General features: G+C 62.3%; 4 protein-coding genes, 2 tRNA genes and 2 pseudogenes. 3 read left to right on the forward strand and 5 right to left on the reverse strand.

Annotated features, from left to right (window positions below; all coding sequences use genetic code 11):
- The 3 genes and pseudogenes from H2040_RS13650 to H2040_RS13660 all read right to left on the reverse strand — a co-directional run.
- Window positions 1-712 (reverse strand): annotated as a pseudogene (locus H2040_RS13650) (MotA/TolQ/ExbB proton channel family protein); the annotation flags it as partial.
- Between the two features lie 18 nt (window positions 713-730).
- On the reverse strand, window positions 731-1675 hold the full coding sequence (locus tag H2040_RS13655) for a DUF3450 domain-containing protein (RefSeq protein WP_287158115.1): 945 nt from the start codon (window positions 1673-1675) through the stop codon (window positions 731-733).
- Between the two features lie 510 nt (window positions 1676-2185).
- Window positions 2186-2259: transfer RNA gene (locus H2040_RS13660), tRNA-Gln, on the reverse strand.
- A 161-nt stretch (window positions 2260-2420) separates the two neighbouring features.
- On the opposite strand from H2040_RS13660, the gene H2040_RS13665 reads away from it, so the two are divergent.
- A tRNA-Pro gene (locus tag H2040_RS13665) sits at window positions 2421-2497 on the forward strand.
- Window positions 2498-2633: 136 nt separating this feature from the next.
- The gene (gene sppA, locus H2040_RS13670; protein ID WP_287158117.1) at window positions 2634-4427 is read left to right on the forward strand and encodes a signal peptide peptidase SppA; all 1794 of its coding nucleotides are present in this window, start codon (window positions 2634-2636) and stop codon (window positions 4425-4427) included.
- Window positions 4428-5608: 1181 nt separating this feature from the next.
- On the opposite strand, the gene H2040_RS13675 is transcribed toward sppA, so the two are convergent.
- Complete coding sequence (locus H2040_RS13675; RefSeq protein WP_287158119.1) at window positions 5609-8554, reverse strand: TonB-dependent receptor plug domain-containing protein; 2946 nt, start codon at window positions 8552-8554, stop codon at window positions 5609-5611.
- A gap of 342 nt (window positions 8555-8896) precedes the next feature.
- On the opposite strand from H2040_RS13675, the gene H2040_RS13680 reads away from it, so the two are divergent.
- Window positions 8897-10927: an alpha/beta hydrolase family protein gene (locus H2040_RS13680; RefSeq protein ID WP_287158122.1), complete on the forward strand. Its 2031-nt coding sequence runs from the start codon at window positions 8897-8899 to the stop codon at window positions 10925-10927.
- 81 nt (window positions 10928-11008) lie between these two features.
- Here H2040_RS13680 and H2040_RS13685 read toward each other — a convergent pair.
- Window positions 11009-11494 (reverse strand): annotated as a pseudogene (locus tag H2040_RS13685) (hypothetical protein); the annotation flags it as partial.

The following is an 11494-nucleotide window of genomic DNA, read 5'->3' on the forward strand; positions in this document are numbered from 1 at the left end:
CAGTACGGCCGGAAGGCTGACGCTCAAGAACGGACAACAGGTTGTTGGAGCCGTCATATTTCAGGAATTGCGCACCGCCCTGGGTGGTGAACAGAACGAACGGGCCGACGCGATAGACCGGCGCTTCGCCGCTATCGTCGAGATTGGCGACCGTGCGGTTGAAGACAACGGTGTTGCCCTGCTCGATCATCTCGCGAAGCATCGTTTTCCACAGCGCGTCCAGCTCTTCGCGGGTCGGCAGCGTGGTGGAGTTCGCCAGACGGTCCAGAACGCGGTGACGTCCCGGATACTGCGCGGAAATCGCCGAGCTGCGGACAGCCGCGGCAAATTCGCCGGCGGTCTGACGGGCAACGCCGAACAGTTCGCCGAATTCGCCCTGCGCCTCACGCAGCTGCACGTCCAGTTCGTCAATCCGCGCCTGGTTGGCGTCGAACTGCGCCTGCAGCGAAGAGGCCTGGCCCTGGAGCGTGGAAAGCTCCGACCGCGCCTGATTCAGCAGCGCCTGCTGCTGACTGCGCGCTTGCTGGAATTCCTGCTCGCGCTGCTGGAAGGACTGGGAAGCTTCGCGGCTGTCCTGCTGCACGCGATTGAGCAGCTCGGACAGGGACGAAGCGGGTTCACGGTCAGGCTGCGCCGCGGCCGCGCCGGTGGCGATCAGGCCGAAGGAAGCGGCAGCCATAACCAGGGTACGGGTAAAGTTCATCTTTTTCATTGCTCTAACGAACTCCGCTTACTGGTTTTCAGCGGCATCGCCGCCTTCAGTGTTTTCGGAAGCCTCGGCGTCCTCGGCAGACGCTTCATCGTCAGCGCCCTCCTCAGTGTCGCCCTCATCGGCCGGGTTGGCCGGAGGCGCGGACGGCGCCGGAGCGCTCGATTGCGGCGGAAGCGGCGCGGCGGCCTGATACTCGCCCTGAACCGGGCCGGGGACCGGCGCCAGAAGGATTTCCGGAGCGGCGGCGTTGCGCGCGATGCGGAAGGCCTTGCTCAGCTCCAGGCCGTAATCGCCCGGCAGCGGCTGCCAGGAACCCGACTCGCGGTCCCAGTAGCCATATTCGTCCGCGTCCTTGCGGCTATAGATCAGCATCAGACGGCCAATGCGGAGGAAATCAACGACGTCTTCGCCGCCCTCGGTCAGCGGACCTTCATAGGCGTTGATGCCGCGGCCATAGGACGCCTCGATCTCGTAGGCGTTCAGAATAACGCGATAACGTTCGGCGACGCTCACATCGGCGTCGTCCAGATTGTCATACAGGCGCTGGATGCGTTCCTGGCGGTCCACCATGTTGAACGGCAGGTCCAGCTCAACGAAATTGGCCAGATTATCGACCATTTCGCGCATCATCGGCAGCAGCTCGACCTTCACGTTCTCCACGCGCCCGATCTGGGACTGCAGGGATTCGATCTCGTTCTGCTGGGAGCGCAGGAAGACGCGCTGCTGGTCAACGAACAGACGCTGACTTTCGATCTGCTGCAGAACCGCGCGATATTCGCGGGCCAGATCGGTGCGTGAATCGTCCAGTTGCTCCACGCGGTCCTGGGACTGTTGCCCGGCTTCGGTGGATTGCTGAGCGACCTGAACGGCGCGCTCAAGCTGCGCGTTGGCCGCTCCGCCCGCGGCCATGCCGGCCACCGCGCCGACCAGCCCCGCGCGAAGAAGGAATGAGAGTTTCGACATACTCGCCTCGCAAGATGCGACGCCGGATTTATTGGCTCCGGCGCCTTCCAAATCGATCAAACTTGTCCGCCACAATCATTAACGCCGCTATGCGCCTCGATTGTGGCGGCGGATAATTATTTCAGCTGGAGTGGTTGAACCCCTTCAACCCATCCCCGACTGCAGCCCGCGGCGGTTGGCCCGCCGTCTTCTCCGGGAACAATTATGATCCGTGACCGGACCCGTCCCTCTTGTTTCTGGAAATGACGCTAGCACCGGCTGTGCGAGGATAGCAACCTTGCAGACATGAAGATTGCGCCTTACTCGCCTGAGAGGGGATTCCTGAGCCAGATTCGCGAACAAGCGGTCCGCGCTGCGGCCTGCGGCGACCCCCTGACAGACGTTCCGGACAAATGTTCGCGAAACAAGGCGCGGCGGCGGTTTGCGAAGGATCGCGGCCCGCAGACCGCGCGTCCCGGCGGCCACTCGATGAACGCGTATCCTGCGGCACTGCAATTTTTCTGGGAAGGGTGGCTGGGGCGCCAGGATTCGAACCTGGGATCACGGGATCAAAACCCGGTGCCTTACCGCTTGGCTACGCCCCAATAATCCGCCGCGCGGCGGAGAGCTTTGCGCGGGAGGCCGGGGCTATAGCGCGGCCCAACGGCCATTGCAACGCCCCCGCTACACTGCCTGTCACACACCCGACTACAGACGCGCCGTTGCGCTTGGCTTCAAGGCGGGCTATACGCCGCGGCCTTGCTTACGGAGTATAGCTCAGCCTGGTAGAGCACCGTCTTCGGGAGGCGGGGGTCGCAGGTTCAAATCCTGCTACTCCGACCAATAATTACAGATAGGCGCCGCGGCGAAATGTCATTTTCACCGCTGGCGCCTTTTCTTTATCGAAATTCGCATATATCTTATCGAATAACAGTAAGGTCAGGGCCGCAAGCGGTCCGCGAATTGCGAGTTTCAAATCATGAAGCAGTTTCTCTTTAGCGCGCTGGGCGCCTTTGTCGGCGTCTTCCTGTTTGTGCTTCTGTCTCTTTTCATGCTGGGCGCGCTGATTGCCGCGGCGGTCAATGCGGCCGGGGACAACTCCGCCGCCGAGCATTCGGTCGCCGGGGACAGCCTGGTGCTGGAACTCGACCTGCGCGAACCGATGCTGGATCAGCCCTCCGGCGCGCCTTTCGCATTTGGCGAAACGCCGTCCCTGACCACCACCATCGAAGCCCTCGCCCGCGCCGAAACCGACGAGAAGGTCAAAGGCGTCTTCATCCGGGCCAATGAGTTTGGCATGCCGCCCGCCCAGGCCGAGGAGATTCGCAACGCAATTCTCGGCCTCCGCGGGGCTGGAAAATTCGTCATCACCCACAGCCAGGGCTTCAACTCCACCTCGGTGCTGCCCTATCTGGCGGTCAGCGCCTCGGACGAGCTGTGGCTGCAGGACACGGCCGGCTTCAGCGCGACAGGCCTGGCCAGCGAGACGCCGTTCTTCGGCGGCGCGCTGGAGAAGTACAACGCGCAGTCGCAGATTTTCAAAATCGCCGAGTACAAGACCGCGGCCAATTCCTATAACGAATCCGGCTACACGGACGCGCACCGCGAATCGCTGACGGCGATGCTGCAGTCCATCTATGATTCGTCGCTGACGCAGATCGCGCAGGACCGCGATCTGACGCCGCAACAGGCCCGCGCCATTCTGGACGCGGCCCCCTACTCCACCGAAGCGGTGGTCAGCACCAAGCTGGTCGACCGCATGGGACAGGTCTCCGAAGCCCGCAACGCGGCGCTGGAGCGCGCCGGCGGCGGCGATCTGGTCGCCCTCACCGATTATGCCGAAGCCCGCGGCAGCGCCTGGAAGAAAGGCCCGGTCATCGCGATGATTTCCGGCCAGGGCGCGGTCGTGACCGGCGAAACGCTGGATTACACCGGCCCGTTCGGCGGTGGAGACTACATGGGCTCAGACACTATCGCCCTGGCCATCGACGAGGCGGCCAAGGATGAATCGGTCAAGGCCATCGTCTATCGCGTCGATTCGCCGGGCGGCTCGATTGTCGCCTCGGACCAGATCTGGGACGCCGTGGAACGCGCGCAGGAAGCCGGCAAGCCGGTCGTGATCTCCATGGGCACGCTGGCCGCTTCCGGCGGATACTATGTCTCGGCCGGGGCCGACCACATCGTCGCCAACCCGACCACGCTCACCGGCTCAATCGGCATCTTCGGCGGCAAGATCGTCGTCGACGGCACGCTGGAAATGGTCGGACTGAATGTCGAACCGCTGGCTGTCGGCGGGGACTTCTCTGGCGCCTACACCGCGCAGCGCGTCTTCACCGAAAGTCAGGAAGCCGCCGTCCGCGCCTATCTGCAGGATGGCTATGACGAGTTCACCACCCGCGTCGCGGAGGGCCGCGAGATTCCGTTGCCGCAAGTGCTGGAAATCGCCAAGGGCCGCGTGTGGACGGGGCAGCAGGCCATGGAGCGCGGTCTGGTGGATGAGCTGGGCGGCCTTCGCACCGCCATCGACGCCGCCAAGCGTCTGGCCGATATCGAACCGGACGCCAGCGTGACGATCAAACACTTCCCGCGGCCTCTGAAAGGCTTTGAGGCGCTGCAGGCCTTCTTCGGCGTCTCCAGCGAGGCGGCGCAGGCCATGATCACGCTGAACAATGTCTCCCAGCTGCCGGAAGTGCAGGCGGCGCTGCAGGCCCGTCAGGCTTCCGAACGCCGCGGCGAGATCCAGGCTCGCTCGGAGTTGCCGGACGTCCGGTAGCGATAGCAGACCTAACCGCAGAAAGAGCCGCGCCGGCGATCCGGCGCGGCTCTTTTTGTCTGGAGCCATCGGCCGGAACGCTGAACGATATCCTCGCGCATGAGACGCGGCGGTCGCTTCTTCCCCCTCGCCCCCTGATAGGGGGCTGAGGAGAGAAAATCGATCCAGTGAATCGATTTTCCGACAAAGGCTTTGAGCGCCCATGACGCGTGAGCGGCTTGGTATTGCACGAAAGGGAGAGGGGGACCTCTCCGGATTGGCGCTTTGTTCTGAAGCCATGCCCTCTCCCATTCAGTCATCCAAATCCTCTTCGAGCATTTGGGACTTCATTGCCCCCATTAAGGGGGCGAGGATTTTTCTGCCTCGCCCAACACCTCTCTTTTCACCGTCATCCTCCGGCTTGACCGGAGGACCCAGGGAACGTGGGGCGCAAAGATTCCAACTGGGTCCTCCGATCTCCGCTTCGCTCCGTCGGAGGATGACGTTTTAGGTTGGTGTCTTCGTTACGCGTTTGGCTCCACGGCGCATTCGCAGCAGAGTTTGGAAAAGAGAAACACGAGGGTGGCGCGGCGCGTCTTTCGGGACGCCGGAGACCGTGTGTTTGTATGTTTCGCGTCCCCAAAGAGACGCGCCGCGCGGTTCTTTTGCGGAGGGCGGGAGTCGCCTCGGACCGGCCTCTCCATCCGCTTTCCGCCAGAGTCTTAATAGCCAGGGCATTTCAGCCTCAGACTGGTGCCTGGCGGTGCGCCGGGACGTAAGCCCTCTGGTCAGAGAGCCCCGTATCCCGGGAACCGCGTTCAACTCCGTCCCTCGGGCGACCGGATCCGAAGCCCCTCGCATGACGGCGAACGGGGACGAGCTTACGCCGTCCCCGCACCCGGTCTGATATTTTCGGGATTGTCCCTGTTTTCAGAGCCCTTCGAGACGCCGCGCCAATGGCGCGGCTCCTCAGGGAAAGGGTGATAGAAAGGGGTGGAGGAACAATAGTTTCCAACCCCTCCCTTAGCCTGAGGAGCCCGGCAGGGCGTCTCGAAGGCGGCGTCCTGAGAGCGCGAATTTCCGCAGGACATTTGTCCCTGTTTCCATGACGAACGAAATGGCCCGGCGGAACCGTCAGTTTTGCCGCATAAAAAAAGGCGGGTCCCGGAGGACCCGCCTTTCTTTTGTTTTGCAAGACCGTCTTAGAAGGTCTTGTTGACGCGCAGGAACGCGGTGCGGCCCAGGAGGCTGTACTGCGTGCCCGAGAGCGGCACGTTGCCACGGCGCGTGGCGCCGGCGCCGGTCGAGATGATCGGCGGCTCTTCGTCAAAGATGTTCTGGATGCCGAACGTGACGGCCAGCTTGTCACCCGACCAGCGGATGGACGGAGCGTGGTACCAGATCGCTTCGGTTTCGACCTGACGGAACGCCGCCCGGCCGAAATAGGTGAAGTCGTCGCTCGCGAACGGCTCGTTCGAAGTGTGACCGATGAAGTCCATGAACCAGGAATAGGTCCAGTCGCCACGGTCAAAGCGCAGGTCGAGGTTCGCAACGACATCCGGGTCACCGATGGTGCGGTTGAAGTCGTTGTTGTCGAAGCTCGACGTCGCCGCCGGGTCGAACAGCTGCAGGACATCTTCCAGGGTCCAGGTCGCTTTACCGTCAACGGTCAGCGTACCGAAGTCGAACTCACGCTGATAACGCGCCGTGAGGTCGATGCCGCGGGTGGTCTGCTCGTTGATGTTGATGAAGCTGTCACGGATCTCGGTGATCGCGAACGGGCTGTTCACATCGCCACGGTCGAACAGGTTACAGAACTCGTTCGGGAAGTTCGTAGCGTTGTAGCAGCCGCTCAGGATGCCGCCGGCGCCAAGCTGGGCGATCTGGTCGTTCACTTCGATTTCGAAGTAGTCGACCGCGACGCTCAGATTGGTGAAGGACGGCGTCAGGATCACGCCGATCGTGGAGGCGTCAGACGTTTCCGGCTCCAGGACGCCAACACCGCCGCCGGTGATGATCGTGCCCGAAGAGGCGCCGCCCTGATAATCGGCCGGAATGCCTTCCGCCGCACAGTTCTGACGGATCAGCTCGTTGGAGCTGTTCTGATAATCCACGCACGGATCGTTCAGCTGATCGAAGAACGCCGTCTGGTTGCCCAGATACAGTTCATACAGCGCCGGCGAACGGTAGGACGTGCCCATCGTGCCGCGGAAGCGGACGGCCGGAACAACCTGCCAGTTGAAACCAACTTCCCACACTTCGCCGCTGCCGGTGCTCTTGTAGTCGAAAACACGACCAGCAGCCGAGAAGGTCAGTTCTTCAAAGCCCGGCAGGCCCGCAAGAACCGGAACTTCGATCTCACCGAAGGCTTCCGCCACATTGTCGCTGCCCTCGGTAACCTGCGCGGAGGTGAAGCCCCACAGATTGCCATCCTGGGATTCCTGAGACGGCGTGTCTTCGATGGAGAAGTCACGATATTCCGCGCCCAGCACGACGCCGACATCGCCAGCCGGCAGGGTGAAGAGCGGGCCGGTCACGTAACCGGTCGCGGTCCACTGCTCGTAGATCGTGTTGCCGGTCACGTCGCCGCCGATGAGATCGTAGAAATCATCGCCGTAATTGCCGCTCAGGAATGCATTCGAGAACGGATCGTACATCGGAGCGTCGTCGTCGTAGCGCACATCGCCCGAAAGGTCGTTGAAGATCTGGTTCTTGTTCGTGTATTCGCCGTCCGAATAGGAGTAGACGCCGCTCAAGGTCCAGGTCCAGTCGCTCAGGAAGCCGGTGGAGCCGAAGCCGCCGTCCAGCTGCGAGGCGAAGTTGTAGTAATCAACCACGACTTCCGTGTCGCTCGGATACGGAGCAACCGGCTGCAGAACGCTGAGGAACGGGTTCTCGTAGGCCGGGTCGTTGTTATAAACATAACCCGTAAAGCCGCCGAACAGGTTCTCCGTGTTCGCGCCGCCAATCAGCGGGAAGAACTGACGGGAGCCTTCAGCCGTCGTTTCACGACGCGTGAAGAGGGCTTCATTCACCCATTTCACACCGCCCAGGACGTCGAAATCGAAGTCGGCGACGCCATAGAGGCTGAAGCGTTCGTTGCGGTTGATCGCATCGGAACGGCCAACCAGCGGGTGGTAAAGCACGTCTTCATAGAAGGCCGGGATGCCATCGCCATCGTCATAGGTGCCGTTGGCGCGCGGACGGTAACCCGCCAGCGGGCCAACCGTCACGCCATCCGGCGACGGGATGTAACGGGTGCCGAATGCGGCGTCGATGATCGTGTTGTGGTACAGGCCCTGACAACCGCCATTCTTCGAACCCGCCAGGATCGACCGGTCTTCGCGGTCAATGCGCTCGCCGGTGGAGGCGTCGTAGATGTAGTCCTGCTGGCAACCCAGAAAATCGCGGTCGCCCAGGGACAGGTCTTCCTGCAGATTGTATTCGGCGGCCAGCGCGATGCTGCCCGTGTCGAAGTTCAGGCCATAGGCGCCATTGATGGAGAACTGTTCCCCGCCGCCTTCCAGAGGCTGGTTGTACTGGAAGTTCAGCTCAGGCTCTTCAACGGAGGTGCGGGTGATCACGTTGACCACGCCGGCGACGGCGTCAGAACCGTAAACCGAAGACGCGCCGTCCTTCAGGATTTCAACGCGCTGGATGATGGAGGTCGGAATAACGTTCAGGTCGAACGCGCCAACCTGGCCGCGCGTGCCCGACGGGCCCGGACGACGGCCGTTCAGCAGCACCAGCGAGCGCTGGGCGCCAAGACCGCGCAGCGAGATCGAGTTGATGCCCGTGCCGCCTTCGACAACAAAGCCGCCGAACTGGTTGTTGAACTGGACGGAGCCGGCCGCGATGGACGAGCCCTGAATGATGTCCGCGGTGTCGATCAGGCCTTCCAGGGACGCGGATTCCGCGTTCAGGACCTGGATCGGCGAGGCCGAGGAAAATTCATCACGGCGCAGACGCGAACCGGTGACGATGATCGTGTCGTCGCCGGAAGCAGCGGCTTCAGCCGCCGGGCTTTCCTGCGTTTGCTCGACCTGGGCGTCGTCCTGCTCGTCCTGAGCAAGCGCAGCGCCTCCAATCATCGAAATCCCGGCAACGCTCGCGAGCAGAAGCCCGCGGCGGTTCATAGTTCTAATCATGTTGTAACCCCCAAAAAGGTCGACGAGGAATCCCCAAAGTTAACCAACCATACATTTCCCGGTTAGTTTCTCTCCGGTTTGTCACCTTTGTCGAACCGGGCCGCAAGGCGCCGGAGTGACGAAAATGTGATTTAAGCGGCTGTAATGTGGTCACTGTGTCCTGACAGTCACAATTTTGGTAATGTTGACGCACAGATTGCCGCACCCTGTCCGCGCCATTAACACCCGGACGCTTGTTTCTGTCCCGGCCTCGCTGTTAACTCCGCCCACAGAGACGGCGGACCGTTCAGGGACGCGGCGCGCGCCGTTTAAAAATCAAGGGTATAGGGGAGCTCATATAAAATGAGACTGCTAGGACGCATAGGCGCACTCATGGGCGGCGCCGCCGGACTGCTGGCCGTGACCAGCGCGAACGCCCAGATTCCGGTCGAGGATCTGGCGCGCACGCCGGCCGTGACAAATGTGACCATGTCGTCCGACGGATCGTATCTCGTCGGACTCATGACGCCGCCGGGCGATAAGGGCGAAGAGCTGGCGCTCGCCGTCTGGGACCTGGAAAATTCGCAAGGCCCGGTCATCACCCCGGGCAATGACCGCATGCGCTTCATCGCCGCTCAGGCGCTGAAAGCCGACAAGCTGTTCGCCGTCGGCCGTCAGGCCTGGACCGGCCCGGCCGGCCGTTGCGGCATTGAAGGCCGCAGCATCGGCAACACGCGGACCTTCCTGACCAAGCTCTACATGACGTCGACCGATATGGACGATTTCGAAGAGCCGTTCCAGAAGGCCCAGAACATGCTGGGCACCAGCGAGGCGACGCAGCTCTGCTTCGAGCTGACCGGCACCGCGGGCCTGCATCAGGATCTGCCGCTGGACCCCAATGACGTGATCGCGCAGCGCCTGAACACCGCTTCGCTCAACGCCGAATATATCCGCGTGGACCTTGAGAGCGGCCGTGAAGAGCTGATTTACCGCGAGAATTCGCGTGAAGCGGCCGGGCTGTTCGATTCCCGCACGGGCGAGCTTCTGACCCAGTCCCGCATCGAACCGACGGGCGGCGGCGACTATGATTTCGAAATCCTGCTGAAGAACCCGTCCACCGGCGCCTTCGAGGTCCATGACAAGCTGACCACGACGGCGTCCGGCCGCCACAGCGTCGGCATTGCCGGCCGCGACGAGGAAACCGGGAAATATTACGTCATCACCGACCTGATGTCGGACGACCTGGCGGAAGTCTATTTCTACGATCCGCAGACACGGGAATTCGATGACGAGCCGATGTTCGCCACGCGCGATTTCAGCGCCACGGGCGTCATCCTCGGTTCGACCGAAGCGGACTTCAACCAGCTGCTGGGCTTCACCTATGGCGGCGCGGTTCAGAAGACCTACTACGTCGATCCGGAATGGGATTCGATCCAGAAGGGCCTGGAACAGGCCTTCCCGGGTCAGAATATCAGCTTCGGCAATTACACCGGCGACAAGTCTAAGATCATGTTCACGGTGTCCAGCTCCACCAACCCGCCGACCTATTATCTGCTCCGCGACAAGAGCCGCACGGATGTCATTGGCGCGGCGCGTCCGTGGATCAAGTCGGACCAGCTTCGCGCGACCGAACTGGTCAACTACCAGGCGCGCGACGGCATGAAGATCCCGGGCTTCCTGACCCTGCCCGCCGGCTGGGAAAAGAGCGACGGACCCCTGCCCAGCATCGTGCTGCCGCATGGCGGTCCCTGGGCGCGCGACAGCGCCGGCTGGGACAGCTCCGGCTGGCCGCAATTCCTCGCCTCCCGCGGCTATGCCGTGCTGCAGCCGCAATATCGCGGCAGCACCGGTTTCGGCCGCAAGCTGTGGATGGCCGGCGACGCCGAGTGGGGCCAGAAGATGCAGGACGACAAGGATGACGGCGCCCAGTGGCTCGTTGAGCAGGGCATCGCCGATCCGAACCGCATGGCGATCTTCGGGTACTCCTATGGCGGTTTCGCCGCCTTCGCCGCCACGGTCCGCGAAAACGGTCCGTTCCGCTGCGCCATCGCCGGCGCGGGCGTCGCGGATCTGGCCAAGCTGGACAACAGCTGGAGCGAGAACCGCCTGCAGCGCGCCCTTCAGGGCCGCACGGTGAAGGGCATGGATCCCATGAACAACACCAGCAAGGCGAATATCCCGATCCTGATCTATCACGGCGACCGCGACACCCGCGTGCCGCTGTTCCACTCTCAGGACTTCTACAACGCCGTTAAGGACAAGGTGAACGCGAAGCTGGTCGTCATCGACGACATGCCGCACAGCCTGCCCTGGTGGCCGGAACAGCACCGTGAATCGCTGCGCGAGATTGAAAACTTCCTCGCCAGTGATTGCGGCATGAACCCAGCGGGCTGATCGCCGGTTCATCGCTGAAAAGAAAGCCCCGGAGCGAACGCTCCGGGGCTTTTTCATGCGCGGTCAAAAACGGGATGCGGTTCAGACGAAAGCCACGCCCAGGAAGAACAGGATAACCAGGGAGAGCGTCAGAACGATCATATAGACGAAATCCAGAACCAGCGTCCGCAACACGGAGGTCAGCCGTCCGTGGCGATAGACGCGGCGGTGCATGCGATAGATGTAGAAATTGCTCCAGATGATGAAAATCGTCGTCGTCAGGAAGCCGCCCAGACCGATGCCGGCGATGATCAATCCCGTCATCAGCAGGAAGAAAAAGGCGTGCGCGTGCAGCGACACGACCAGATGGTCGTAGAACACGAAATCCCGCCGCCAGAAATGCATCCCCGCCAGGATCAGCGCGTAAACCGGCAGCAGGACGAACAGCAGGCGCGGCGCCCAGCGCTCCATGGCGTCGCCCAGCCGGGACGGGTCATCAATGATCCGGTTGATCCGCGTAACCAGCCAGCGGCGCTGCTCCAGCGGCATGGACTCCGCGCCGCCGAAACTAAGGTCTGCGCCGTTTTC

This window comes from Euryhalocaulis sp. (genome assembly GCF_013911995.1).
Lineage (GTDB): Bacteria > Pseudomonadota > Alphaproteobacteria > Caulobacterales > Maricaulaceae > Euryhalocaulis > Euryhalocaulis caribicus.

Bases quoted from the DNA above. Each gene is read 5' to 3' on its own strand.
- H2040_RS13675 (WP_287158119.1), bottom strand. From the start codon at position 8,554: ATGATTAGAACTATGAACCGCCGCGGGCTTCTGCTCGCGAGCGTTGCC.
- H2040_RS13655 (WP_287158115.1), bottom strand. From the start codon at position 1,675: ATGTCGAAACTCTCATTCCTTCTTCGCGCGGGGCTGGTCGGCGCGGTG.
- sppA (WP_287158117.1), top strand. From the start codon at position 2,634: ATGAAGCAGTTTCTCTTTAGCGCGCTGGGCGCCTTTGTCGGCGTCTTC.
- H2040_RS13680 (WP_287158122.1), top strand. From the start codon at position 8,897: ATGAGACTGCTAGGACGCATAGGCGCACTCATGGGCGGCGCCGCCGGA.